Source organism: Streptomyces sp. NPDC102514 (assembly GCF_055584525.1).
In genome coordinates this window covers 176,555-200,319 of the sequence record NZ_JBVJLW010000012.1, presented here as the reverse complement: position 1 = coordinate 200,319, position 23,765 = coordinate 176,555, and the positions used below count along the sequence as shown (strand labels likewise).

22 protein-coding genes and 5 tRNA genes are annotated in these 23,765 nt (G+C 71.0%); 19 read left to right on the top strand and 8 right to left on the bottom strand.

Going from position 1 to position 23,765, the window contains the following annotated elements; genetic code table 11:
* Positions 1 to 198: 198 nt before the first annotated feature.
* The 9 genes from ACZ60E_RS28455 (at position 199) to ACZ60E_RS28415 (ending at position 4,237) form a co-directional block, all read left to right on the top strand.
* Positions 199 to 387, top strand: a complete 189-nt coding sequence (locus tag ACZ60E_RS28455) for a hypothetical protein (protein ID WP_469444112.1) — start codon at positions 199 to 201, stop codon at positions 385 to 387.
* 124 nt (positions 388 to 511) lie between these two features.
* Positions 512 to 1,300 (top strand): fumarylacetoacetate hydrolase family protein, encoded by a 789-nt coding sequence (locus ACZ60E_RS28450; protein ID WP_469444111.1) that lies wholly within the window; start codon positions 512 to 514, stop codon positions 1,298 to 1,300.
* On the top strand, positions 1,293 to 2,777 hold the full coding sequence (gltX, locus tag ACZ60E_RS28445) for a glutamate--tRNA ligase (RefSeq protein WP_469444109.1): 1,485 nt from the start codon (positions 1,293 to 1,295) through the stop codon (positions 2,775 to 2,777). Before ACZ60E_RS28450 ends, gltX begins: the two co-directional genes overlap by 8 nt.
* A 95-nt stretch (positions 2,778 to 2,872) precedes the next feature.
* On the top strand, positions 2,873 to 3,640 hold the full coding sequence (locus ACZ60E_RS28440) for an HAD family hydrolase (protein WP_453794625.1): 768 nt from the start codon (positions 2,873 to 2,875) through the stop codon (positions 3,638 to 3,640).
* Between the two features lie 89 nt (positions 3,641 to 3,729).
* A tRNA-Gln gene (locus ACZ60E_RS28435) sits at positions 3,730 to 3,801 on the top strand.
* A 42-nt stretch (positions 3,802 to 3,843) separates the two neighbouring features.
* Positions 3,844 to 3,916 (top strand) — tRNA-Glu (locus tag ACZ60E_RS28430).
* A 62-nt stretch (positions 3,917 to 3,978) separates the two neighbouring features.
* A tRNA-Glu gene (locus tag ACZ60E_RS28425) sits at positions 3,979 to 4,051 on the top strand.
* A 21-nt stretch (positions 4,052 to 4,072) separates the two neighbouring features.
* A tRNA-Gln gene (locus tag ACZ60E_RS28420) sits at positions 4,073 to 4,144 on the top strand.
* Between the two features lie 20 nt (positions 4,145 to 4,164).
* Positions 4,165 to 4,237: transfer RNA gene (locus ACZ60E_RS28415), tRNA-Glu, on the top strand.
* A 152-nt stretch (positions 4,238 to 4,389) separates the two neighbouring features.
* Here the strand turns inward: ACZ60E_RS28415 and ndgR are convergent.
* Positions 4,390 to 5,106, bottom strand: coding sequence for an IclR family transcriptional regulator NdgR (ndgR, locus tag ACZ60E_RS28410; protein WP_107021936.1), 717 nt, complete (start codon positions 5,104 to 5,106; stop codon positions 4,390 to 4,392).
* 190 nt (positions 5,107 to 5,296) lie between these two features.
* On the opposite strand from ndgR, the gene leuC reads away from it, so the two are divergent.
* The 4 genes from leuC to ACZ60E_RS28390 all read left to right on the top strand — a co-directional run bounded on the left by leuC (position 5,297) and on the right by ACZ60E_RS28390 (position 8,645).
* A complete protein-coding gene (gene leuC / locus ACZ60E_RS28405) occupies positions 5,297 to 6,727 on the top strand; it encodes a 3-isopropylmalate dehydratase large subunit (protein ID WP_453794624.1) in 1,431 nt (476 codons plus the stop codon).
* Positions 6,728 to 6,732: 5 nt separating this feature from the next.
* On the top strand, positions 6,733 to 7,326 hold the full coding sequence (gene leuD / locus ACZ60E_RS28400; RefSeq protein ID WP_384811540.1) for a 3-isopropylmalate dehydratase small subunit: 594 nt from the start codon (positions 6,733 to 6,735) through the stop codon (positions 7,324 to 7,326).
* 266 nt (positions 7,327 to 7,592) lie between these two features.
* Complete coding sequence (locus tag ACZ60E_RS28395) at positions 7,593 to 7,823, top strand: SCO5555 family protein (RefSeq protein ID WP_107021933.1); 231 nt, start codon at positions 7,593 to 7,595, stop codon at positions 7,821 to 7,823.
* A gap of 138 nt (positions 7,824 to 7,961) precedes the next feature.
* Complete coding sequence (locus ACZ60E_RS28390; RefSeq protein WP_267027429.1) at positions 7,962 to 8,645, top strand: HU family DNA-binding protein; 684 nt, start codon at positions 7,962 to 7,964, stop codon at positions 8,643 to 8,645.
* Positions 8,646 to 8,730: 85 nt separating this feature from the next.
* Here the strand turns inward: ACZ60E_RS28390 and ACZ60E_RS28385 are convergent, their stop codons facing one another.
* Positions 8,731 to 8,931, bottom strand: coding sequence for a hypothetical protein (locus ACZ60E_RS28385; RefSeq protein ID WP_469444106.1), 201 nt, complete (start codon positions 8,929 to 8,931; stop codon positions 8,731 to 8,733).
* Positions 8,932 to 9,112: 181 nt separating this feature from the next.
* On the bottom strand, positions 9,113 to 9,745 hold the full coding sequence (gene cofC, locus ACZ60E_RS28380) for a 2-phospho-L-lactate guanylyltransferase (RefSeq protein ID WP_453794622.1): 633 nt from the start codon (positions 9,743 to 9,745) through the stop codon (positions 9,113 to 9,115).
* A 144-nt stretch (positions 9,746 to 9,889) separates the two neighbouring features.
* Here cofC and ACZ60E_RS28375 point away from each other — a divergent pair, with 144 nt between their 5' ends.
* From ACZ60E_RS28375 to ACZ60E_RS28365, 3 genes are read left to right on the top strand one after another with little or no spacing between them, the layout of a single operon-like run.
* Positions 9,890 to 10,759, top strand: a complete 870-nt coding sequence (locus ACZ60E_RS28375; protein ID WP_469444102.1) for a lysophospholipid acyltransferase family protein — start codon at positions 9,890 to 9,892, stop codon at positions 10,757 to 10,759.
* On the top strand, positions 10,756 to 11,775 hold the full coding sequence (locus tag ACZ60E_RS28370) for an NAD(P)H-dependent glycerol-3-phosphate dehydrogenase (protein ID WP_469444101.1): 1,020 nt from the start codon (positions 10,756 to 10,758) through the stop codon (positions 11,773 to 11,775). Before ACZ60E_RS28375 ends, ACZ60E_RS28370 begins: the two co-directional genes overlap by 4 nt.
* A 58-nt stretch (positions 11,776 to 11,833) precedes the next feature.
* A complete protein-coding gene (locus ACZ60E_RS28365; RefSeq protein WP_469444100.1) occupies positions 11,834 to 12,991 on the top strand; it encodes a D-alanine--D-alanine ligase family protein in 1,158 nt (385 codons plus the stop codon).
* A 161-nt stretch (positions 12,992 to 13,152) separates the two neighbouring features.
* On the opposite strand, the gene ACZ60E_RS28360 is transcribed toward ACZ60E_RS28365, so the two are convergent.
* Both ACZ60E_RS28360 and ACZ60E_RS28355 read right to left on the bottom strand, forming a co-directional pair.
* On the bottom strand, positions 13,153 to 13,662 hold the full coding sequence (locus tag ACZ60E_RS28360; RefSeq protein ID WP_469444099.1) for a DUF3515 domain-containing protein: 510 nt from the start codon (positions 13,660 to 13,662) through the stop codon (positions 13,153 to 13,155).
* A gap of 20 nt (positions 13,663 to 13,682) precedes the next feature.
* Positions 13,683 to 13,916 carry an Lrp/AsnC family transcriptional regulator gene (locus ACZ60E_RS28355; protein WP_210889534.1) on the bottom strand — a complete coding sequence of 78 codons (234 nt, stop codon included), beginning with the start codon at positions 13,914 to 13,916 and terminating at the stop codon, positions 13,683 to 13,685.
* 282 nt (positions 13,917 to 14,198) lie between these two features.
* Between ACZ60E_RS28355 and ACZ60E_RS28350 the strand changes: the two genes are divergently transcribed.
* Together ACZ60E_RS28350 and thiD are read left to right on the top strand one after the other, a co-directional pair.
* The gene (locus ACZ60E_RS28350; protein WP_190850100.1) at positions 14,199 to 15,164 is read left to right on the top strand and encodes a thiamine-phosphate kinase; all 966 of its coding nucleotides are present in this window, start codon (positions 14,199 to 14,201) and stop codon (positions 15,162 to 15,164) included.
* Positions 15,161 to 16,015, top strand: a complete 855-nt coding sequence (gene thiD / locus ACZ60E_RS28345) for a bifunctional hydroxymethylpyrimidine kinase/phosphomethylpyrimidine kinase (RefSeq protein ID WP_469444097.1) — start codon at positions 15,161 to 15,163, stop codon at positions 16,013 to 16,015. The genes ACZ60E_RS28350 and thiD overlap by 4 nt, the downstream gene beginning before the upstream one ends.
* Before the next feature lie 141 nt (positions 16,016 to 16,156).
* Here thiD and rpmB read toward each other — a convergent pair whose 3' ends face one another.
* Complete coding sequence (gene rpmB / locus ACZ60E_RS28340; protein ID WP_107021922.1) at positions 16,157 to 16,342, bottom strand: 50S ribosomal protein L28; 186 nt, start codon at positions 16,340 to 16,342, stop codon at positions 16,157 to 16,159.
* A gap of 274 nt (positions 16,343 to 16,616) precedes the next feature.
* On the opposite strand from rpmB, the gene ACZ60E_RS28335 reads away from it, so the two are divergent.
* Positions 16,617 to 18,413 carry a DAK2 domain-containing protein gene (locus tag ACZ60E_RS28335; RefSeq protein WP_469444095.1) on the top strand — a complete coding sequence of 599 codons (1,797 nt, stop codon included), beginning with the start codon at positions 16,617 to 16,619 and terminating at the stop codon, positions 18,411 to 18,413.
* A gap of 395 nt (positions 18,414 to 18,808) precedes the next feature.
* Here the strand turns inward: ACZ60E_RS28335 and ACZ60E_RS28330 are convergent, their stop codons facing one another.
* The gene (locus ACZ60E_RS28330; protein ID WP_469444093.1) at positions 18,809 to 21,844 is read right to left on the bottom strand and encodes a tetratricopeptide repeat protein; all 3,036 of its coding nucleotides are present in this window, start codon (positions 21,842 to 21,844) and stop codon (positions 18,809 to 18,811) included.
* Entirely contained in the window at positions 21,841 to 23,679 is a 1,839-nt protein-coding gene (locus ACZ60E_RS28325) for an HSP90 family protein (protein ID WP_469444091.1), read from the bottom strand. Before ACZ60E_RS28325 ends, ACZ60E_RS28330 begins: the two co-directional genes overlap by 4 nt.
* Between the last annotated feature and the right edge of the window lie 86 nt (positions 23,680 to 23,765).

The following is a 23,765-nucleotide window of genomic DNA, read 5'->3' as shown; positions in this document are numbered from 1 at the left end:
CCGGGGGTCCCAATTGACCCATATGCCCGGCAGTAAGTGAGGAAACTCACACGACGATCACGGCGTCTTCACGGCTTCGACAGGGAAGCGCATGTTTAGCCTGACGCTTTACAGGGATGGCAAATCCGACAACCCGCGCCTACGCGACGGTTTTCCGAACCCGCCGGCGCCTCCAAGGAACAGGGCCTGTAACCCCAGATGAAGACGACGATGACCTTCCTCAACATAGCCAACCCGCGACGCACCACCCTGGCGCACCTCGACGACACCGAGGACCTGCGTACGCCGGAGCAGGAGGGGCACGCCGTCGAGCTCCCCGCGCAGACCGCCAACCCCCGCCGCACGATCCTGATGGACGTCCCGGTCGCGGCCGGCGTCACCGAGTAGTCACCGCACCCCGACGGGCCCCGGCCCGGTGGGCCTCGCCCGTAATGCGCGAGGCGGTCGCCCCTTGCCGCGTTAGCCTGGAGCATCAGACTCCGGCCAGCTCAGTGAGGGGCGCAAGGACACCGTGCGCATCGCCAGATTCTCCATCGACGGCAACGTCGCGTTCGGTGCGGTCGAGGGCGAGAGCCCTCCTGGATCGACCGACGGCCTCGTGCTCGACATCATCAAGGGCATCCCGTTCGCCGACTTCGAGCTCTCCGGGACCAAGGTCCCGCTGAGCAAGGTCCGCCTCCTGCCGCCCGTGCTCCCGAACAAGGTCGTGGCCTTCGGCCGCAACTACGCGGACCACGCCAAGGAGATGGGCGGCGAGGTGCCCGACGCCCCGTTCGCCTTCTTCAAGCCCTCCACCTCGGTGATCGGCTCCGGCGACGACATCGCGTACCCCTCCTTCACCGAGGAACTGCACCACGAGGCCGAGCTGGCCGTGGTCATCGGCCGGATGTGCCGTGAGGTCCCGCGCGAACGTGTCAAGGACGTGATCCTCGGCTACACCTGCGCCAACGACGTCACCGCGCGCGACGTCCAGCGGCGCGAGAAGCAGTGGGCCAGGGCCAAGGGCTTCGACTCCTCCTGCCCGCTCGGCCCCTGGGTGGAGACGGACCTCGACCCGTCCGACCTCACCATCCAGTGCACGGTCAACGGCCAGCAGCGCCAGCTGGGCCGCACCAGCGAGATGATCCACTCCATCGAGGATCTGATCGTCAACATCACCGAGGCCATGACGCTGCTCCCCGGAGACGTCATCCTCACGGGCACCCCCGCCGGGGTCGGCCCCCTCGGTGCCGGCGACGAGGTCGCCGTCACCATCGAAGGCATCGGCACTCTCACCAACAAGGTTGTCAAGCGTGGCTAGCGCATCCGACCCCGCCGTCCGAGTACGTTTCTGTCCCTCCCCGACCGGCAACCCCCACGTGGGCCTGGTCCGCACGGCCCTCTTCAACTGGGCGTACGCCCGCCACACCGGCGGCACATTCGTCTTCCGTATCGAGGACACCGACGCGGCCCGCGACTCCGAGGAGTCGTACGAGCAGCTCCTGGACTCGCTGCGCTGGCTGGGCTTCGACTGGGACGAGGGCCCCGAGATCGGCGGCCCCCACGCCCCGTACCGCCAGTCGCAGCGCATGGACCTCTACAAGGACGTCGCGCAGAAGCTCCTGGACGCCGGCCGCGCCTACCACTGCTACTGCTCGACCCCCGAGCTGGACGCCCGCCGCGACGCCGCCCGCGCCGCCGGCAAGCCGTCCGGCTACGACGGCCACTGCCGCGACCTGAGTGCCGAGCAGAAGAGCGCGTACGAGGCGGAGGGCCGCAAGCCCATCGTCCGTTTCCGCATGCCCGACGAGGCGATCACCTTCACGGACCTGGTCCGCGGCGAGATCACCTACCTCCCGGAGAACGTGCCGGACTACGGCATCGTCCGGGCCAACGGCGCCCCGCTCTACACGCTGGTCAACCCGGTCGACGACGCCCTGATGGAGATCACCCACGTCCTGCGCGGCGAGGACCTGCTCTCCTCCACCCCGCGTCAGATCGCCCTCTACAAGGCGCTGACCGAGCTGGGCATCGCCAAGGAGACCCCGGCCTTCGGCCACCTCCCCTATGTGATGGGCGAGGGCAACAAGAAGCTCTCCAAGCGCGACCCCGAGTCCTCGCTGAACCTCTACCGGGAGCGCGGCTTCCTCCCGGAGGGCCTGCTGAACTACCTGTCCCTGCTGGGCTGGTCGCTCTCGGCGGACCGCGACATCTTCTCCGTCGAGGAGATGGTCGCCGCCTTCGACGTCTCGGACGTGAACCCCAACCCGGCCCGCTTCGACCTCAAGAAGGCCGAGGCCATCAACGCGGACCACATCCGGCTCCTGGACGTCAAGGAGTTCGCCGAGCGCTGCGCGCCCTGGCTGAAGGCCCCCTTCGCGCCCTGGGCGCCGGAGGGCTTCGACCCGGCCAAGTGGGACGCGATCGCCCCGCACGCCCAGACCCGCCTGAAGGTGCTCTCCGAGATCACCGACAACGTCGACTTCCTGTTCCTGCCGGAGCCGGCCGTCGACGAGGCGTCCTGGACGAAGGCGATGAAGGACGGCTCCGACGCTCTCCTCACGACGGCCCGCGAGAAGCTGGAATCCGCCGACTGGACCTCCGCCGAGGCCCTCAAGGAGGCCGTCCTGGCCGCCGGTGAGGCGCACGGCCTGAAGCTGGGCAAGGCGCAGGCCCCGGTCCGTGTCGCCGTCACCGGCCGCACGATCGGCCTGCCCCTCTTCGAGTCCCTGGAGATCCTGGGCAAGGAGAAGTCGCTGGCGCGCATCGACGCGGCCCTGGCGAAGCTGACCGCGTAGGCGACGACGGACGCGTGGGGAAGGGGCGGCATCCGTACGGGATGCCGCCCCTTCCCCCTGTCCGCCGGGAACGGCGCCGGAGGTACCGTCGGACCATGACGATCCGAGCCGTGCTGTGGGACGTGGACGACACCCTCTTCGACTACACCACGGCCGACCGGGCCGGTATGCGCGGGCACTTGACCGCTGAGGGGCTGCTCGGCGGATTCGCTTCCGTGGAGCAGGCCCTGGACCGCTGGCGCGAGCTCACCGACGAGCAGTGGGCGCGGTTCGCGGCGGGCGAGGTGGACTGGGAGGGCGGGCGCCGGGACCGGGTGCGGGCCTTCCTGGACCGGCCGCTGACCGACGCGGAGGCGGAGGACTGGTTCGGCCGTTATCTCGGTCACTACGAAGGGGCCTGGGCGCTGTTCCCGGACGTCCTGCCCGTCCTCGACCTCCTGGCGGGCAGCCACCGTCACGCGGTGCTCTCCAACTCCAGCCTGCGTGTCCAGGACCACAAACTGCGCGTCCTCGGCGTACGGGACCGCTTCGAATCGGTGCTGTGCGCGGCCGAACTCGGCGTCTCCAAACCCGCGGCCGAGGCCTTCCACACGGCTTGCGAGGCCCTGGACCTGCCCCCGCACCAGGTCGCGTACGTCGGGGACCATCCGGAGATCGACGGGCGGGGCGCGGCCGACGCCGGCCTGTTCTCCGTCTGGATCGACCGCACGGGCATGAGCGCGGTCGCACCCCCCGCTGCGGATGCCGCACCGGGCCCGCCCGCGGATCGGCTCTCCCACCCGCGGCGGATCGTCTCGCTGGCCGAACTCCCCGCGATCCTCCGGCCCGATACCCGTTTTGGAGCGCCGTCCACCTTCAGGTAATGTTCTTCCTGCGCCGCCGGAGTGCGGGCCGAAAGGCCGGAGACCGGAGGCGCAAGCTAAAACAAAATCCCCATGGGGTTGAGTTTCAGTGGCCTATGGTGTAATTGGCAGCACGACGGTTTCTGGTTCCGTTAGTCTAGGTTCGAGTCCTGGTAGGCCAGCTCGCAGAGCTTATCTGCACAAGCAGAGACCAGCTCTGCAAGGCCCCCGTTGTGTAGCGGCCTAGCACGCCGCCCTCTCAAGGCGGTAGCGCCGGTTCGAATCCGGTCGGGGGTACAGATCCTTCCCAGGGGGTCAGTCCGGGTCGCACCCGCTGACTCTCATGCAGGATCGCTAGGGCCCCCGTTGTGTAGCGGCCTAGCACGCTGCCCTCTCACGGCAGTAGCGCCGGTTCGAATCCGGTCGGGGGTACGGAGTGGTCTAGACCACTATTGGGCTATGGTGTAATTGGCAACACGACGGTTTCTGGTTCCGTTGTTCTAGGTTCGAGTCCTGGTAGCCCAGCTGGATCACTTGTGATCCTCGCCCCCGTTGTGTAGCGGCCTAGCACGCTGCCCTCTCACGGCAGTAGCGCCGGTTCGAATCCGGTCGGGGGTACATACAGAGGAAGCCCTCCCCGCTTGGGGAGGGCTTCTTTCGTGCTGCGCGCCCTGAGGACATCGGACGAGGACAACAGGTGAGGGCGTCAACCCTGGCCGTTCGCTGCGGCGTTGAAGCGATCGGCCGGGGGGTGGTCGACAGGATGGGATTCAGCTGGTGCGGCGCAGTGCCTCGGACAGCCGCGCGGCTGCGTCGATGATCGCCTGGGCGTGCATCCGGCCCGGGTGGCGCGTCAGCCGCTCGATCGGGCCCGACACCGACACGGCGGCGACCACGCGGTTCGAGGGCCCGCGCACCGGCGCGGAGACGGACGCGACGCCCGGCTCCCGCTCGCCGATCGACTGGGCCCAGCCCCGGCGCCGTACGCCCGACAGGGCCGTCGCCGTGAAGCGGGCGCCCTGGAGGCCGCGGTGCAGACGCTCCGGCTCCTCCCAGGCCATCAGGATCTGGGCCGAGGAACCGGCTTTCATCGTGAGGGTCGAGCCGACCGGGACCGTGTCCCTGAGGCCCGACAGGCGCTCCGCCGCGGCGACGCAGATACGCATGTCGCCCTGGCGGCGGTAGAGCTGCGCGCTCTCGCCCGTGATGTCGCGCAGATGCGTGAGCACCGGGCCCGCCGTCGCGAGGAGGCGGTCCTCGCCCGCCGCCGCGGCCAGCTCGGCCAGCCGGGGGCCGAGAATGAAACGGCCCTGCATGTCGCGCGCCACCATCCGGTGGTGTTCAAGTGCCACGGCGAGGCGATGTGCCGTGGGCCGTGCCAGTCCGGTCGCCGCGACCAGTCCCGCAAGGGTGGCCGGACCGGACTCCAGTGCGCTCAGGACAAGGGCTGCCTTGTCCAGAACGCCGACGCCGCTACTGTTGTCCATGAAACGATACTCGCGTCTCACTCTGTGAAACGCAAGTTCAATTTTCGGTGGAACGCGCCACCCTGATACGTACACGGCCCGTGGACCGACGGGCCTGGCGGAAGACGTCCGGTACGGGGGGTACGGGCGCCCGCCGCCCCGGAAATCTCTAGTTGGGCCGGCGCCACACAGGCCGGCCGGAGGGAAAGCGATGGGTAGGACACTCGCGGAGAAGGTCTGGGACGACCACGTCGTCCGGCGCGCGGAGGGCGAGCCCGACCTTCTCTTCATCGATCTGCACCTGCTGCACGAGGTGACCAGCCCCCAGGCCTTCGACGGCCTCCGTCAGGCGGGGCGCCCCGTGCGCCGGCTCGACCTCACCATCGCCACCGAGGACCACAACACCCCCACCCTCGACATCGACAAGCCCATCGCGGACCCGGTCTCCCGGGCCCAGCTGGAGACGCTGCGCAAGAACTGCGCCGACTTCGGCGTGCGTCTGCACTCGCTGGGCGACGTCGAGCAGGGTGTCGTCCACGTCGTCGGCCCGCAGCTGGGCCTGACCCAGCCCGGCACCACGGTCGTGTGCGGTGACTCCCACACCTCCACGCACGGCGCGTTCGGCGCGCTCGCGTTCGGCATCGGCACCTCCCAGGTCGAGCACGTGCTGGCCACCCAGACGCTGCCGCTGGCCCGCCCCAGGACCATGGCCATCACGGTCGACGGCGACCTGCCCGAGGACGTCACGGCCAAGGACCTGATCCTGGCGATCATCACCAAGATCGGTACGGGCGGCGGCCAGGGCTACATCCTGGAATACCGCGGCTCCGCCATCGAGAAACTCTCGATGGAGGCCCGCATGACCATCTGCAACATGTCGATCGAGGCCGGCGCCCGCGCGGGCATGATCGCCCCCGACGAGACCACCTTCGCGTACATCGAGGGCCGCGCCCACGCCCCCGAGGGCGAGGACTGGGACGCCGCCGTCGCGTACTGGAAGACCCTGAAGTCGGACGACGACGCCGAATTCGACGCGGAGGTCGTCATCGACGCCGCCTCCCTCGCGCCGTTCGTCACCTGGGGCACCAACCCCGGCCAGGGAGCACCGCTTTCGGCCGCCGTCCCCGATCCTGCTTCGTACGAAGACGCTTCGGAGCGGTACGCCGCCGAAAAGGCCCTGGAGTACATGGGGTTGACCGCCGGACAGCCGCTGCGGGACATCAAGGTCGACACCGTCTTCGTAGGTTCGTGCACCAACGGCCGCATCGAGGACCTGCGCGCCGCCGCGGAGATCGTGGGAGGCCGCAAAGTCGCCGACGGCGTACGCATGCTGGTCGTCCCCGGCTCCGCGCGCGTCGGTCTGCAGGCCGTCTCCGAGGGCCTCGACCTGGTCTTCAAGGAGGCCGGCGCCGAATGGCGGCACGCGGGCTGCTCGATGTGTCTGGGCATGAACCCCGACCAGCTGGCCCCCGGTGAGCGCTCCGCGTCCACCTCCAACCGCAACTTCGAGGGCAGGCAGGGCAAGGGCGGCCGTACGCACCTGGTGTCGCCGCAGGTCGCCGCCGCCACGGCCGTACTGGGCCATCTGGCGTCCCCCGCCGACCTGTCCGACGCCGACGTCCGCACGCCCGCTGGAGTCTGAGAGCCATGGAAGCATTCACCAAGCACACCGGCCGGGCGGTCCCGCTGCGCCGCAGCAACGTGGACACCGACCAGATCATCCCCGCCCACTGGCTCAAGAAGGTGACCAGGGACGGCTTCGAGGACGGGCTCTTCGAGGCCTGGCGCAAGGACTCGTCCTTCATCCTCAACCGGCCCGAGCGCGCGGGCGCCACGGTCCTGGTCGCGGGCCCCGACTTCGGCACGGGATCCTCGCGCGAGCACGCCGTCTGGGCCCTGCAGAACTACGGCTTCAAGACGGTGATCTCGTCGCGCTTCGCGGACATCTTCCGCGGCAACTCTCTGAAGAACGGCCTGCTCACAGTGGTTCTGGAGCAGAAGATCGTGGACGCGCTCTGGGAGCTCACCGAGAAGGACCCCGAGGCCGAGATCACGGTCGACCTGGAGGCCCGTGAGGTGCGCGCCGAGGGCATCACGGCCGCCTTCGAGCTCGACGAGAACGCCCGCTGGCGGCTGCTGAACGGGCTGGACGACATCTCCATCACCCTCCAGAACGAGGCGGACATCTCCACGTACGAGGCCAAGCGGCCCTCCTACAAGCCGCGGACCGTTCAGGTCTGACCGGAGCGGGACCCGCACGGCTGATTCCAGCCAGGCAACAGGCCTCTGTACCCCCAATCGTGGACGGTTGGGGGTACATCCGTGTCTGCCTCCGGAAGGGGTGTTCCGGCCTTTGTGATTGGCCTCAACTACCCTTGTTTCAAGGGGCCTTGTTGGGGTAGCCGAACCCCGGCAGGGGCTGGTGGGCACGTGTGCGGAAGGCCCTCGGGAGGCGGTAGTTACCCCCTGCGCAGGCGACAACTCGCCCCAGATGGCACAATCTGTGCATGGAACACGACGGCCAACTCGACCTCTATGCGGCAGTCGCGTCCCAACTCAAGGAAGCGCACACATCGGTGCGCGCACTGCAAGTCCCGGAGGGCGTACGGATGGCGCTGACCCGGAAGCTGCTGGTCATTACGGCCGTGGCCAAACACGATCTCGCCGATGCGACAAGGCGTCTGGAGCGGTTCACGACGGACCTCGACGAGGGCCGAATCCCCGAAGAGGAACGCTGAGGAACTTGGGCAGCGCCCCAGTTCGTTGCGGCACAAGGGTGATTAGCCCGTTTCGTGTTTGATTTGCGGTATATATCTGCCTAACGTGCGAAAAAGCTTGAACACTTTCGTTCTGGCAATGTCTCCGAAGGGGAAGACGTGAACAAGGCGCAGCTCGTAGAAGCGATTGCCGACAAGGTCGGCGGGCGTCAGCAGGCCGCTGACGCGGTCGACGCCGTACTGGACGCCGTGGTGCGTGCAGTTGTCGGCGGGGACCGGGTCTCGGTCACCGGCTTCGGTTCCTTCGAGAAGGTGGACCGTCCGGCCCGTTACGCCCGCAACCCGCAGACCGGAGAGCGGGTTCGGGTCAAGAAGACCTCCGTGCCCCGGTTCCGTGCGGGCCAGGGCTTCAAGGACCTGGTGAGCGGCTCGAAGAAGCTCCCCAAGAACGACGTGGCGGTCAAGAAGGCCCCCAAGGGCAGCCTGAGCGGTGGCGCTTCCGCCACGGTCAAGAAGGCTGCGGCCAAGAAGGCCACCACCGCCAGGAAGGCGACGGGGGCCGCGAAGAAGACCACGGCCGCGGCGACGACCCGGAAGGCGACCGCGGCGAAGAAGACCACGTCCGCGGCTGCGAAGAAGACCACCGCCACGGCCAAGAAGGCGACCGCCAAGAAGACGTCGGCGACCGCGAAGAAGACCTCGGCGGCGGCCAAGAAGACCACCGCGAAGAAGGCGGCGGCGAAGAAGGCCCCCGCGAAGAAGGCCGCGGCCAAGAAGGCGCCGGCCAAGAAGTCGGCGGCCCGTACGACCACCACCGCCAAGAAGGCCACCGCCCGCAGGTAGACAGGGGCGCAGGGCATAAACGCGCCGGGCCGGGCTCCCACGGGGGAGCCCGGCCCGCGGCGTTTGCGGATGCTGTGGGTTTGCCTCAGAAGGTCTGCAGGGTCACCAGGGTGATGTGGCGGTTGTCGTCGCCCTCGACCTCGATCCGTACGCGCTGGCCCGGACGGAGCAGTCTCAGGCCGCCCTTGTCGAAGGCCGGGGCGTCGAAGGGGACGGGGGTGCCGTCGTCCAGCAGCACCTGGCCCGTGCGGGTCTCTGGGTCGTATGTGTACGCGGTCGCCTGCATGGGGGAAGGGTATGCGGTTTCCCTGCCGGGGGAGGGGTGGGGTTTCCGGGGTTGGTGGGTGCGTGCGGGCTGGTGGGGGCTTGTCGCGCAGTTCCCCGCGCCCCTTTGGGGCGGCGCTGGGGGCTTGTCGCGCTCCGCGGCGGAGCCGCAAAATGTCACAGCCCCGCGCCCCTATCGGGGCTCAGGCTGCTTTGAGGTGTTGGGCGGCTGCTGTCGTGCGGGGGCCTGTGCCCAGTGTCAATGCCGCTCGGAGGTCCGCGCCCGTGTCCACGTCCTGGCGTACGGAATCCACCGCGGTCAGGAGGAGTTCCGCGGCGCCCGAGGCGCGATGGCGCGCGCGGGAATCCGTTCCGAAAGCGGGAAGCAATTCGTGGCCCGGGGACGCGGCCAGGAGAGTGGTGCCGATTCCGGCGGCGTCCGCGAGGAAAGCCCGGGGGAATTCGGCGGCGGCCGTGAGCACCCGGGCCAATTCGAGAGGCCGCAGAGCGGGCAGATCCGCGTTCATGGCGGCCAGCGGTGTGTGCGGGTTCGCGATGCGTACGACCGCCTCCGCGTGCCGCAGCGCGGCGTTCAGGCCGCCCCCGGGCTCGTCCGGGACGATCCGGGCACCCAGGGCGGCCAGCTCGCGTCCGGCCAGCGCGTCGCCCGTGACTACGGCCACATCCGCGACTTCCGGGCAGGCCAGCGCCGCGGCCACCGTGTCCTGTGCGAAGGCGAGGGCGAGCCCGGGGCGCAGACCGTCGGCCGCGGTGTCCGAGAGCCTGCTCTTCGCCCGCGCAAGGGCTTTGAGGGGTACGACCATGATCCATTGCACGAGCGTCTCGTCCCTCCCTTGTCCCGCCCATTGTCCCCCGGGCACCGGAGAGGCGCCGAGGCCGGGGCGTACGGTGTTCTCGACAGACCGGCGGCCTGGGGTGACACTTGTGCGGCCCCCAAGGCCCAAGAGGAAGGTGTTCGCGTGTCCCGCCGCAGAATCGGCTTCTGGTACCGCTTCTCAGCGGTCCTCGTCAAACCGCCGCTGGTGGTTCTGATCAAGCGGGACTGGCGTGGAATGGAGAACATTCCTGCCGATGGCGGATTTATCACCGCGGTGAACCACAATTCCCACGCCGATCCGTTCGCGTACGGGCACTTTCAGTACAACACCGGCCGCGTTCCGCGTTTCCTCGCCAAGAGCGGGCTTTTCAAGAGCGGATTCGTCGGAGCGGCCATGCGGGGCACCGGGCAGATCCCGGTGTACCGCGAGAGTTCCGACGCGCTCAGCGCCTACCGGGCCGCGATCGACGCCGTGGAGCGCGGGGAGTGCGTCGCCTTCTATCCCGAGGCCACCCTCACCCGTGACCCCGACCTGTGGCCGATGACCGGCAAGACGGGTGCCGCGCGGGTCGCGTTGCAGACCAGGTGCCCGGTGATCCCGGTGGCCCAGTGGGGCGCCAACCACCTTCTGGCCCCGTACGCGAAGAAGCCCGATCTCTTTCCGCGCAAGACGCACCACGTGCTCGCCGGCCCGCCCGTGGACCTCTCGCGGTTCTACGACAAGGAGATGACCCCCGACCTCCTGAAGGAGGCGACCGAGGTCATCATGGCCGCGATCACCGCGCAGCTGGAGCTGATCCGCGGCGAGAAGGCGCCGGCCACGCGGTACGACCCGCGCCTGGTGCGTATCGAGCAGCGGCGCAGGACGCGCGAACAGGACGAGCAGGAAGCGCACGACGAGCACGACGAGCTGAACGCGCGCCGGGGACCGGCCGCGCACGAGAACACCGTGCGGGAAGCAGGCGCGCGGGACACGACCGAGGCAGAGCACGAAAAGGGGCACGGCAAGTGACGACATCCGGCAGGCCCGTCAAGGCGACCGTCTTCGGGACCGGATCGTGGGGCACCGCCTTCGGCATGGTGCTCGCCGACGCGGGCTGCGACGTGACGCTGTGGGGACGGCGGGCCGGACTCGCCGAAGCGGTCAACTCCACCCGCACGAACCCCGACTACCTGCCGGGCATCGAACTCCCGGAGAACCTGCGGGCCACCACGGACGCCGCCGAGGCCGCCCGCGGCGCCGACTTCACGGTGCTCGCCGTGCCCTCGCAGACACTGCGCGAGAACCTGGCGGACTGGGCGCCGCTGCTCGCGCCCGGCACCGTCCTCGTCTCCCTCATGAAGGGCGTCGAACTCGGCTCCGCGATGCGGATGAGCGAGGTGATCGAGGACGTCGCGAAGGTCGGCGCCGACCGGATCGCCGTGGTCACCGGGCCCAACCTGGCCCGGGAGATCGCCGCGCGGATGCCGGCCGCCGCCGTGGTCGCGTGCAGCGACGAAGAGGTGGCCCAGCGGCTCCAGGCCGCCTGCCACACGCCGTACTTCCGGCCCTACACGAACACCGACGTGGTGGGTTGCGAGCTCGGCGGCGCGGTGAAGAACGTCATCGGCCTCGCCGTCGGCATCGCGGACGGCATGGGCCTGGGCGACAACGCCAAGGGGTCCCTCATCACACGGGGGTTGGCGGAGACGACCCGGCTCGGGCTGAGGATGGGCGCCGACCCGCTGACGTTCGCCGGACTCGCGGGCCTGGGCGACCTCGTGGCGACCTGTTCCTCGCCGCTCTCGCGCAACCACACCTTCGGCACGAACCTCGGCAAGGGCATGACCCTCCAGGAGACCATCGCGGTCACCAAGCAGACCGCCGAGGGCGTCAAGTCCTGTGAGTCCGTACTGGACTTGGCGCGCCGGCACGGAGTCGACATGCCCATCACGGAGACCGTCGTCGAGATCGTCCACGAGGGCAAGCCGCCGGTCGTCGCCGTCAAGGAACTGATGTCACGCAGCGCCAAGCCGGAACGGCACTGAGCGACCCCGCCACCGGCCGCTGACTCAGGGTCCTGCCACCGGGTACTCTCAACCCGATATGAGCACCGAGAACCTTCCCCAGAGCCCTGAGCAGCCGCCTCGCAAGCCGCGCGTGGCCGTCGTCTTCGGCGGACGCAGCTCCGAACACGGGATCTCCATGGTCACCGCCGGAGCCGTCCTGCGGGCCGTCGACCGGACCAAGTACGACGTCCTGCCGATCGGAATCACCAGGGAAGGCCGCTGGGTGCTCACGGCCGACGACCCGGAGCGCATGACGATCAGCGAGCGTCGTACGCCCGACGTCGCGGAACTCGCCGAGTCGAGCGAGGGCGGCGTGATCCTGCCCCTCGACCCCGCCGACCGCGAAGTGGTCTACAGCGAGCCGGGTTCGGTGCCCAAGGCGCTCGGCGAGGTCGACGTCGTCTTCCCGATGCTGCACGGCCCGTACGGCGAGGACGGCACCCTTCAGGGTCTGCTGGAGCTCTCCGGTGTCCCGTACGTCGGCTCGGGCGTGCTCGCCTCGGCCGTCGGCCAGGACAAGGAGTACATGAAGCGGGTGTTCACCTCCTTCGGGCTGCCGGTCGGCCCGTACGTGGTGATCCGGCCCCGTGAGTGGGAGCAGGACGAGTCGGCGGCCCGCAAGAAGATCATCGACTTCGCGGGGGAGCACGGCTGGCCGCTCTTCGTGAAGCCCGCGCGCGCGGGCTCGTCGATCGGCATCACCAAGGTCGAGGACCTGTCCGGCCTCGACGAGGCGATCGCGGCGGCCCAGCACCACGACCCGAAGATCCTCGTGGAGGCGCTGCTGCGCGGTCGCGAGATCGAGTGCGGGGTCCTGGAGTTCGAGGACGGGCCCCGGGCGTCCGTACCGGCCGAGATCCCGCCGGTGCAGTCGCACGCGTACTACGACTTCGAGGCGAAGTACATCGACTCGACGCCCGGCATCGTGCCGGCCCCGCTGACTCCCGAGCAGACCGCCGAGATCCGGCGCCTGGCCGTCGAGGCCTTCGAGGCCGCGTCCTGCGAGGGCCTGGTCCGCGCGGACTTCTTCCTCACCGAGGACGGCGAGTTCGTGATCAACGAGATCAACACGATGCCCGGCTTCACGCCGATCTCCATGTACCCCAAGATGTGGGAAGCGACAGGAGTCCCGTACCCGGAACTGGTGGACCGCCTGATCCAGGCGGCCCTACGCAGGTCGACGGGCCTGCGGTAAGGCTTTTGGCTTTGCCTATAGGGGCGCGGGTGCCGGCTTCGCTCCTTCGGGCGGGGCTGGGTCGGGCTTTTACTTTTAGGGGCGTGGGGAACTGCGCAACGCCAACCACGACGCACCCGCACCCGGCAACGCACCGGCGGAGAACGAACCGGCCGTGGCCATCAATCCGCGATCCCCAAAGGAATCGTCTTCTTGATGGCCCCGGCCAGATCGACGAGAACAGAAGACGTATCCCGCCCGGACGGCACCGTCACCTCGACGTACACGCGCCGCTGAGCGGAGGTGAAGCGGGTCACCCCATCGTCCCGCTCCTCCATCAGCCACCCCACCCCGTTCACGCCACCCCCGATCGCATCGGGATCACTCCCGTCGGCCACTTTGGGGTCGACCATCTTCGCGGGCCGCGACACCCCGCAGCGCAGTATGATCGCCGGGCTTCCCCAGCCCGCGGTCAGCGCTGACCGGGGCTCGGGATCCTCCCGATCGAGGCCGTCCACCTTCCGTGGCAACGACTTGTCCAGGTTCCGGCACAGCTCGGCGGCCTTCGCACCCGGACTGGGAACCGTGACCGGGGCGTTGTCGTCTGCTGAGGAGCAGCCTGTGGCAGCGATCAGCAGAACGAGGGCGGGGAGCCCGACCAAAGAAGCACGCCGGTGACGGAAGAAGTCCACCGGCCCAGCGTAGACGGGGGCTACAGGTGCACGACCGGGCAGGTCAGGGTGCGGGTGATGCCGTCCACTTGCTGGACTCTGGCGACCACCATGCGGCCGAGCTCGTCCACGGTGTCGGCCTGGGCCCGCACGATCACGTCGTACGGCCCGGTCACGTCCTCGGCCTGGATCACCCCCGGAATCTTGCTGATCGTCTCGGCGACGGTCGACGCTTTGCCGACCTCCGTCTGGATCAGGATGTACGCCTGTACCACGGAACCTCCAGGGCGGCCACGAGGATCATGTGGGGAAAAGGAACGCCACGGTATCGCGTCGCCGCACGCCACGGGGAGACCCGCGGGGGCGGGGGCTTGCGCGCCAGGGTGCACGGACGGCACAGGTTGACGGTTGATTCGACGGTACCGAGGTACGGGACGGCCCGCGACCGGACGCACGCTGGACGCGAACGAGCGCATACAGAGCAGACGCAGTCACGCAGGAACAGAAGCAGACAGGGCTACTCGCCTCATGGGCACGAAGGGAACAGGTGAGACTCGGTGAAGGGAACCGTGGGCGAGTTGGGGGAGTTCGGGCTCATCAAGGAGCTCACCTCCCGGCTCACCACCACCCCGGCGGTACGCGTCGGGCCGGGTGACGACGCGGCCGTGGTGGCCGCCCCCGACCGCAGGGTCGTGGCGAGCACCGACATCCTCCTGGAGGGGCGCCACTTCCGGCGCGACTGGTCCACGGCGTACGACGTCGGGCGCAAGGCCGCCGCGCAGAACCTCGCGGACATCGCCGCCATGGGCGCGGTGCCGACCGCACTGCTGCTCGGCCTGGTCGTCCCGGCCGAACTGCCCGCCACCTGGCCCTCCGAGCTGATGGACGGCCTGCGCGACGAGTGCCAGGTCGCGGGGGCGGCGGTGGTCGGCGGAGACGTCGTACGCGGCGACACGATCACCGTGGCGATCACCGCGCTCGGCGATCTGCGCAACCACGAGCCGGTGACCCGGGCCGGCGCCCGGCCCGGTGACGTGGTGGCCGTGACGGGCTGGCTGGGCTGGTCCGCGGCCGGGCACGCCGTGCTCTCGCGCGGTTTCCGTTCGCCCCGCGCCTTCGTCGAGGCCCACCGGCGCCCGGAACCGCCGTACCACGCGGGCCCCGCGGCGGCCGGGCTCGGCGCGACCTCCATGACGGACGTCAGCGACGGGCTGATCGCCGACCTCGGGCACATCGCCGAGGCCAGCAAGGTCCGCATCGACATCCGCTCCGGTGCCGTCGACATCCCCACGCAGATGAACGACATCGGCCAGGCCGTCGGCGTCGACCCGATCCAGTGGGTGCTCACGGGCGGCGAGGACCACGCGATCGTCGCGACCTTCCCGGCGGACGTGAAACTGCCCGCCCGCTGGAAGGTGATCGGCGAGGTCCTCAACCCGTCGGCGCTGCCCCAGGTCACGGTTGACGGGGCGCCCTGGACCAGCAAGGGCGGCTGGGACCACTTCGGGGACATCGAGTCATGAGCACCCCGCCGAGTGCCCCTTCCCGCACCCCGCCGAGTGCCGCTCCCCGCACCCCGCCGCGTGTGCTGACGGTCGCGGGTTCCGACTCCGGTGGCGGGGCCGGGATCCAGGCCGACCTGAAGACCATGCTCGCGCTCGGCGTGCACGGCATGAGCGTGCTCACCGCCGTCACCGCGCAGAACTCCCTCGGCGTGCAGGGCGCCTGGGAGCTGCCGGTGGAGGCGGTGCGGGCCCAGTACCGCAGCGTGGTCGACGACATCGGCGTCCAGGCGGTCAAGACCGGCATGCTCTCCTCCGCCGAACTCGTGGAGGCCGTCGCCGAGTTGATCGGCGGCACCGACGCGCCGGCCGTCGTCGACCCGGTAGGCGTCTCCAAGCACGGCGACTCCCTGCTGGCCTCGTCCGCCCTGGACTCCGTACGCACGAAGCTGCTTCCGGTGGCCACGGTGGCGACACCGAACCTCGACGAGGTGGCCCAGCTCACAGGGGTGACGGTCGAGTCGGAGGACGGGATGCGGCGGGCGGCGGAGGCCGTGCTGTCGTACGGGCCCGGCTGGGCGCTGATCAAGGGCGGCCATCTGAGCGGGGACGCGGTGGACTTCCTCACCGACGGCTCCGACGAGCTGTGGCTGCGCGCGCCCCGGTTCGACAACCGGCACACCCACGGCACGGGGTGCACGCTCGCGAGCGCGATCGCCTCGGAGCTGGCGAAGGGGCTGTCGGTGCCGGACTCGGTGGTGGCGGCGAAGGAGTACGTCACCGGGGCGATCGCGGCCGGATTCGCGCTCGGGGCCGGGATCGGCCCGGTGCATCACGGCTGGCGGTTCACCTCGGTGACCGCGAGCGGCTGAGAGCCGCTGAGGGCGACCGGGTAGCCGAGGCGAGGCGCCCGCTACATCGCCGAGCAGCTCGTGAACAGCAGAAAGCCGGTCCTCCGTGAGGGGGACCGGCTTTGAGCGGTGGACCAGCAGTGGCTGCGCGCTGTGCAGATGTCAGCGCGAGACCTTGCCGGCCTTGATGCACGAGGTGCAAGCGTTGACGCGCTTCGGCGTCCCGCTGACCACGGTACGGACGCGCTGGATGTTCGGGTTCCAGCGACGGGACGTACGGCGGTGCGAGTGCGAGATGCTGTTGCCGAAGCTCGGCCCCTTGCCACAGACGTCGCAGTTGGCAGCCACGGGTCACTCCAAAGACTTCAGATGCTCTTACGGTGGATCCCGGCATGCCGGGATCAGGATCGTAGGATCTGAGTGGCGCTGCCAGGGGGAAGGCCCGATGAGATCGGGCAACCGGAGCAGCATACAACGACTGCGTCCGTACAACGAAACTACCATGTCCCGTGCGGGGTCTCTCCCGGCCCTCTTCCGGCCGGCACCCCACCTGGGTCTACGCTGCGTCGGACGTTCGGCCGCTCGGTCCGGCCGCTCAGACCGGCTGCTCAAGGAGGCGCAGGTGCCGCAGGTGCCGCAGACATTGGACGCATCCGCGGTACGCGCCTGGAGCGGACTCGCGCTGGAGGCCCTCGGCCGTGCGCGCGAGGAGATCGACGCGATCAATGTCTATCCCGTCGCCGACGGGGACACCGGCACCAACCTCTATCTGACCGTCGAGTCGGCCGCCGCGGCGGTCGAGGCGGTCTTCGCGGCGCACGCGGCGATGTCCGTCGTCGGCACCGCACCCGGGGGACCGTCGTCCGAGGGACCGGTGTCCGACGTGCCTGTGTCCGACGGGCGGCCGGTCTCCGACGGGCCGGTCTCCCATGGGCCGCTGATCGAGCCGCCCACACTCGCCGACGCGGTACGGGCGATGGCGCACGGCGCGCTCATCGGAGCCCGGGGCAACTCGGGGACGATCCTCGCGCAGCTCCTGCGGGGCATGGCCCAGGTGCTCGCCGCGGACACCGGCACCGAGCGGACCGACGGGCCGGGGCTGCGGCTCGCCCTGCGGCACGCGGCCGACGCGGCCAGGCAGGCCGTCGCGCACCCGGTCGAGGGCACGGTCCTCACGGTCGCCACAGCCGCCGCCGACGCCGCCTCGGGCGCCGAGGGGGACTGCGCGGTGGTCGCGCGGGCCGCGTACGAGGGCGCGCGGGCCGCGCTCGCGGCGACCCCCGGGCAACTGGCCGTCCTGGAACGGGCCGGAGTGGTCGACGCCGGCGGACGGGGACTGGTGGCCGTGCTGGGGGCGCTGGTGGAGACGTTCACCGGAGCGGCCCCCGCCGTGGGAGCGATCCCGGTACTCGCGTCCCACGCGCGCGTGCAGGCCGACACGGGGGAGTGTGCCGACGGCGGTCCCGGTACCGCACCCGTCGAGGACGAGAGCGGCCCGGCCTTCGAGGTGATCTACCTCCTGGAGGCGGACGACACGGCCGTCGCGCGCCTGCGGGACCGGCTCGACGGGCTCGGGGACTCGCTCGTCGTGGTCGGCGGGGACGGACTGTGGAACGTGCACGTCCACGTCGACGACGCGGGCGCGGCCGTGGAGGCGGGCGTCGAGGCCGGCCGGCCGTACCGGATCCGGATCACGCACTTCGGGCCCGCCGACGCGCACACCACGGGCTCGACGGTCCGGCCGGTCCGGGAGAGGGCACAGCGCGCGGTCGTGGCCGTCGTCCCCGGGGAGGGCCTCGCACGGCTCTACGCCGACGCCGGGGCCACCACCGTCCTCGCGCGCCCCGGGGAGCCCCCGGCCAGCGGAGAGCTCGTGGACGCGGTACGGCGGGCCCACGCCCTGGAGGTCGTCCTGCTGCCGAACGACGCCGAGCTGCGCCACACGGCCGCCGCGGCGGCGGAGCAGGCCCGCACCGAGGGCGTACGGGTCGCGCTGATCCCCACACGCTCCGCGGTGCAGGGGATCGCCGCGCTCGCCGTGCACGAGCCCGAGCGGCGCTTCGACGAGGACGTGGTCGCGATGACCTCGGCGGCGGGCGCGACCCGGTACGCCGAGGTGGAGGTCGCGGAACGCCAGTCCTGGACCATGGCCGGCATCTGCCAGGCCGGCGACGTCCTCGGCCTCATCGACGGCGACGTGGCCGTCATCGGCTCCGACGTCACAGCCACCGCGGAGTCGGTCCTCAACCGCATGCTCTCGGCGGGCGGCGAGATGGTCACCCTGGTCCTGGGCGACGAGGCCCCCGCAACGATCGCGGACCACCTGGAAGCAAGGGTCCGCGAGTCCTACCTGGCCGTGGACACGGTGGTGTACCGGGGCGGCCACCAGGGAGCCCTGCTACTGATCGGCGTGGAGTAGCCACCCCTTGAGCCTCGTAAGGGGCGCGGGGAACGGCGCGAGCGCCACGATGAACCGGCGGGCCCCGTAAGGGACGCGGGGAGCGGCGCGAGTGGCCTCGACGCTTCCGCGTCCACCGAACCTCGGACTTCTGTCGGGTGGGGGTCCGGTGGGGGCTGGTCGCGCAGTTCCCCGCGCCCCTTCAGGGCGAAACCTGGACGCAGCCCCTGCTTCTCAGGGACGGGGGGAGCTGCGCGAGCGCCGTGACGAACCGGCGGGCCCTGTAAGGGGCGCGGGGAACGGCGCGACCAGCCCCCACCGGGCCCGCACCCACCCCTCGACCCCTCCGGGGCGAAGCCCCGTCCCAGGGGCGCGGGGAACTGCGCGACCAGCCACAGCGGGCCCGCACCCGGCGCTCAGCCCCCTCCCGCAGCCCGCAACAACCGCTCCGCCTCAGCAACCCGAGCCACCACGACCTCGTCGGCGGCGTGGGCGTAGGCGTCAAGGACCGCTCGGGCCCGCCCGACAGCCTCGCCCGGCCGCTCAAGATCCGCCTCGATCCACCCCGCCGCAAGCAACGCCCCCGTCCAGTCATGGACCGCGTCCTCACCGAGCGAGAGAAACCCCGACACGGCCTGCGTGAAATGCCCCAGAGCCTCCTCGAACACGGCACGAATCGCGTCGTCCGCCGCGTCCTCTGGCACGGACCGGGCGACCAGATCCCCGAACTGACGGTGAGTATGAGCGAGTTCGGCGACGAGCGACGCACGGGCAGCGTCCCCGTCCCCGTCCCCGGAAAGGGACACGGACGCGGCCACACCCGCCTCGCACGCCAGGACCGCCCGCCCCATCAACTCCCGCGCCACATCGGCCCCCGCACCTTCAGACACCTCGGAGTCCCCGGCACCCTCAAGGCCCCCGCCGTCCTGCCCGCGCACAGCGAGCCACGCACGGGCCCGCAGCGACCGGACCAGCCCGTGGACGTTCCCGAGGGTCGCCCACAGATCACCGGCGCGCTCGTAGGCCAGCTCCGCCTCGGCAAGCAGCCCCGCGTGCCCGAGCGCCTCCGCGGCGAGGTGCGCGAGTGTCGCGTGGTCCTGCTGTTCGGGCCACCGCCGGGCGATGTCGGCCGCCCGGAGCCAGTGCTCGGCCGCCTCGCGGTGCTCGCCCAGCTCGGTGAGACAGTCGCCGAGCCACCACCGCGTCTGCACGATCGCCTCGTCGCCGTGCGTGTCCGCGCTCAGTTCCGCCAGCGCCGACTCCAGGATCTCCGCGGCCTCCGCCCACCGCTCCTGGCGCAGCAGGAAGCCGCCCAGCTGATGCCGCGCCCAGGCGCCCAGCGTGGCGCTCTCGCCGCCCTCGTCGGCCCAGTGCGACGCCTCCAGGGCGTGGTCCGCCGCGGGCCCGAACCGTCCCGTGGCGCCGAGTATCTCGGCCAGCTGGAGATGCAGCTGGGCATGCCCGACCGCCTCCATGAAGAGCGCCCCGTGCTCCAGCGCCGCCCTGGCCGCCCGCTCGGCCGCCTCGGCGTCGCCCAGCTGGCGCGCGAGCCCGGTCAGCCGGGCCTCGTACTCCACCGCGAACCACGGCACCCCGGCCGCGACGAACGCCTCCGAGGCCCGGGTGAGCAGCTCCGCGGCCTTCTCCGCGTCTCCGGAGAGCGCGGCGAGTTCCCCGAGCATCGCCTGCGCCTCCGCGGCCCGTGAGGCGACGAGGAGATCGTCCCCGGCGCCCGGCCCGGCGAGGGCCAGCAACTCCCGTGCGGCGCTCCGGGCGGCGGCCGAAGCCTTCGATCCGCCGCCCGAGCCACCGTTCAGCCCGTTCGTCGCAGCCGCCTCGTGCGCCCGCTGAAGCAGAATCCGGGCCCGCCCGACCAGCACGGAAGCGGCCTGCGGGAGCCCGGTCGTACCCTCCGCGAAGAGCGTGAGCACCAGCTCGTACGGCTCCGAGACCGCGGCCAGTGCCTCCTCGCTCCGGCCGGACAGGGCCAGCGCGTACGCTCCACGCGCGCGTGCCGCCAGGGCCTCGCCCGGGTCGCCAGCGTCCTCGTACAACTCGGCGGCGCGGGCGAACACTTCCACGCCCTCCGGGCCGAGCCCCATCGCCTCGTGGTCGGTCATCTCCGCGCGGTCGCGAGGAGTCAGCTCCTGGTCCCCGACGGCCCCAGTGGCTCCGACGGCCCCGGCGACCGCCGCCCACGCCGCGACGGACTCCGGATGCAGCGACGCGGAGAGCCGCCGGGCCTCGGCGAGCAGCGCGGGCAGCTCCGGCTCCGCGTCGGCGCCGGGAGCGGGCGCCGACCGTACGGGAGCGGTGGCGGCGCCGGTCCGCACCGACGCCCGTATGCCCAGCGGCAGGCGCTCCACCAGCGGCTGCCGGTCCATGCGCCGGCGGATCCGCTCGCTCACCCGCGTCGTGCCGTTGCGCGCGTCGAAGCGCCCGGCCAGGGAAAGGGCCTCCACGCGTGCGTGGGCGGCGAGTTCGCCCGCCGTCCAGGTGCGCCCCGCCGGACCCGGCACGGTCCTGGTGCCCAGCCCGAGAGAGGTCAGCCGGTCCGCCAGCAGGGCGACCACGGCCAGGAAGTCCATGCGGCTGCGCGGCTCCCCGCTGTCCGTGAAGTACGAGGGCCGCTCCGCGAGCAGTTCCAGAGCGCGTGCCTCGTTGCCGCTCAGCACACAGAACTCCACATGGTCCGCGTACGCGCCGCGCATGCTCTCCATGGGGCGCACCAGCCGGAGACCGCGCAAGTGGTGGGCACGTGCCTCATCCGTACGGCCGAGGCGCAGCAGGGGCAGCAGCGAGGACGCGAGGACGGCGTGCGGTTCGTGGGCGCAGGTGTACTCGCCCTCCAGGACAGGCCGCCACAGCTCAAGGGCCTCGGCGTCCGCGCCCCGCTCGGCCCGCCAGCCGCCCTGGTCGTGCAGTTCGCAGGCGTGGCAGTCGGCCATCCGGTCCCGGTCCGCGGCGAGCCACGCCGTGTACGCGCGCTCCGCCCGCCCCAGGTCCCCGACCTCCCTGGCCACGGTGAACTCGGCGGCGCGTACAGCCCGTTCGGAGTGCCCGGCGAGCCGGTAGCGGTGCTCCATCTCGCCGAGCCACTTCTCGATGGAGGCGAGCGGTATGTGCGGCTGGCCGAGCATCCCCGAGGACACCCACTTGAAGACCCAGTGCAGGGAGTGGATCTCGTACGCGTCGAAGTCCTCGGGCCGTTCGTCCCACATGCGCAGCAGCCGCGCGAAGGGGACGAACATCCGGTCCTTCTCGGAGCTGTAGTTGTAGACCTTCAGCTGGTGGCCGAGCGCCTCGATCACGGCGAGCGGGATGTTCAGCTTCTCGGCCTCGGTGAGCAGTTGCTCCGCGCGCGCGTTGCGGGCGGGGCCCTCCGGCTGCTCGTAGTTGTCCTGCATCGCCCGGCGCAGCGCGTCGAAGTCCCTGTCCATGGGCTCGCTCATCGGTGGCCCTCCTCCGGGGGGTCGTGGTGGGTGGCCCACTCCAGGAGGCCCATGAACGCGCGGTTCAGCAGCGCCGAGTCCGCGGGCCGCAGCGGACGCTGGGCCATCAGCAGTGCCTGTCCGTAGAGCGACTCCGTGGCCGTGCCGATCAGCTCCCGGTCGTCGAGCGAACTGATCCGCCGGATCAGCGGGTTCAGGTGGTTGAGCACCAGCCGCGCGCGTGGGGCGGTGCCACGCAGGGAGCCGAGGATGCCCGCCCACAGGTCGTCGGCCTGTTCCTCGGCGTCCGCGCGTGCCTGCTCGTGGCGGGCCGCGCGGTCGTCCAGGTGCAGGGCAGGGACGGAGAGCGGATGGAAGGCCCGTAGGACGACATCGCATCCCAGGGGGTCGAGTTTCGCCCGCGCGGCCCCCAGGAAGGCCGACAGGGCCAGCTCGACGGCCGGGTCGACCGCGTCCAGGTGGGCGGTCACCGTGTCGGCGTCCAGTTCCGCGACGACCGTCCCCGGGCGCACGGAGGGCAGGGCCTCGACCAGTTCGGTGTCGTACGTGTAGCCGCCGTTGACGACCCCGACGCCCTGCGCGGACGCGATCTGCGCGACCTGCCGGTACTCCTCCACGGTCCGCGTGAAATGCACCACCGGATGCCGCTGCGCGAACTCCTCCAGGGACAGCCGCCCGTCGGTGGTCTCGAACGGCAGCCACGGCAGCATCGTGCGCAGCATCTCGCCGTCGTGCCGCGCCAGCGACTTCACCCCCAGGTGGTGCACCGCCAGGAAGGCGGCGAGGCGCTCCGGATCGCCGGCCGCGAGCGACGTCAGCCAGGCCCGGATCCGCTCGCCCAGCGCCTCCCGTACGCCCGCCAGGGTCTCGTCCTCGTACAGCGCCTCCCGCGACGCGGTGGGCCGCAGGCTGTCCGTGTCCAGGACGCAGCGCACGAAGAACGCCCAGTCGGGCAGCAGCTGTTCGGCGCGCTCGGTGAGCAGCATGCCCTTCAGATGGACGCGGTGACCGGCGCGCTGGGCCGGACTCACCGCGGACGGCAGCACGTACGCCACCCCGCGGATCCCGGCCAGCGGCACGTTCAGCTCGATCGAGTCCAGCGGGGTGAACCCGAACAGGTCGTGGCAGTGCCGGGCCAGGGCGACCCGCCGGGCGGCCGGACCGGGGTACGAGCGGTCCCAGGGCGCCGGCAGATCCGTCACGGCCTCGTCGCCCACCCGGACGTCGTACGGCAGCAGCGAACCGAAGTCCCGGGCCAGCGACAGCACCCGCTCCCCGGCCAGCCAGTCGGCGGCTCCCGGACGGGCCTCCAGATACACGGTGGTGCCCGGTTCGGCGCGGGCCTCGGGCGGCAGCGTACGCACCCGGTACGAGCCGTCGTCCGTCGCCGTCCACTCCACGGGCGGTGCGTCGGGCGTACGCGCGCTGCGACTGACCACCCGGATGCGCTCGGCGACCACGAAGCAGGCGAGCAGGCCGATGCCGAACTGGCCGAGGAATTCGGAACGGGCCGACTCCAGGCCGTCCGCCCGCTTGGAACTGCGGCCGATGGTCGCCAGGAGGCTGTGCACGTCCTCCTCGGTGAGGCCGATCCCGGAGTCCTCCACGCGCAGGGTGCCGTCCTCGGCGAACAGCCGCACCAGCGCGGGCGCGTGCGGCTGCTCGGCCCGCCGGGCGGTGATCGCGTCCACGGCGTTCTGCAGCAGTTCGCGCAGATAGACCTTGGGACTGGAGTAGAGGTGGTGGGAGAGAAGGTCCACGAGGCCGCGCAGGTCGACCTGGAACGTATGAGGTGACTGGGATGCCTGAGACGGCTGTGAGCTCTGGAAGTCCATCGTCGCTGCGCCGGTGGGGGGACGTGCGACGGCGCGGGGTCGGGCGGTCCCGTGACGAGGCGACCGCGAACAGTGCCGGAGCGCGA

Bases quoted from the DNA above. Each gene is read 5' to 3' on its own strand.
- ndgR (WP_107021936.1), bottom strand. From the start codon at position 5,106: ATGGACAACAGTAGCGGCGTCGGCGTTCTGGACAAGGCAGCCCTTGTC.
- leuC (WP_453794624.1), top strand. From the start codon at position 5,297: ATGGGTAGGACACTCGCGGAGAAGGTCTGGGACGACCACGTCGTCCGG.
- ACZ60E_RS28325 (WP_469444091.1), bottom strand. From the start codon at position 23,679: ATGGACTTCCAGAGCTCACAGCCGTCTCAGGCATCCCAGTCACCTCAT.
- leuD (WP_384811540.1), top strand. From the start codon at position 6,733: ATGGAAGCATTCACCAAGCACACCGGCCGGGCGGTCCCGCTGCGCCGC.
- ACZ60E_RS28395 (WP_107021933.1), top strand. From the start codon at position 7,593: ATGGAACACGACGGCCAACTCGACCTCTATGCGGCAGTCGCGTCCCAA.
- ACZ60E_RS28330 (WP_469444093.1), bottom strand. From the start codon at position 21,844: ATGAGCGAGCCCATGGACAGGGACTTCGACGCGCTGCGCCGGGCGATG.
- thiD (WP_469444097.1), top strand. From the start codon at position 15,161: ATGAGCACCCCGCCGAGTGCCCCTTCCCGCACCCCGCCGAGTGCCGCT.
- ACZ60E_RS28455 (WP_469444112.1), top strand. From the start codon at position 199: ATGAAGACGACGATGACCTTCCTCAACATAGCCAACCCGCGACGCACC.
- ACZ60E_RS28365 (WP_469444100.1), top strand. From the start codon at position 11,834: ATGAGCACCGAGAACCTTCCCCAGAGCCCTGAGCAGCCGCCTCGCAAG.
- ACZ60E_RS28440 (WP_453794625.1), top strand. From the start codon at position 2,873: ATGACGATCCGAGCCGTGCTGTGGGACGTGGACGACACCCTCTTCGAC.
- ACZ60E_RS28385 (WP_469444106.1), bottom strand. From the start codon at position 8,931: ATGCAGGCGACCGCGTACACATACGACCCAGAGACCCGCACGGGCCAG.